General features: G+C 60.8%; 1 protein-coding gene. It reads right to left on the minus strand.

What is annotated here, in order from left to right; genetic code table 11:
• Positions 1-204 (minus strand): DUF3047 domain-containing protein (locus A3722_RS07870; protein ID WP_150120453.1); only part of this gene is annotated, 204 nt, incomplete at both ends.

Consider the following 204-nt stretch of genomic DNA (forward strand, 5'->3'; position numbering starts at 1 on the left):
GCGTGCTTGCGGTCTGCGGATCGACGAATATGAAGTACAAAGCAAGATTGCGATCATCGCCGCCGCGCCGTGTGAGGTCGGTTCCCTTAACACCCTGCGTGACGGACCATTCCCACATTGCTGCCTTTGCGGTGCCAAGGGCTGCGCTGACCGGACGCCAGAGAACCGAAACCGTGCCATCGGAAATCACGTCCAGCCGCCGAC

Source organism: Sulfitobacter sp. HI0027 (assembly GCF_001634775.1).
GTDB lineage: Bacteria > Pseudomonadota > Alphaproteobacteria > Rhodobacterales > Rhodobacteraceae > Sulfitobacter.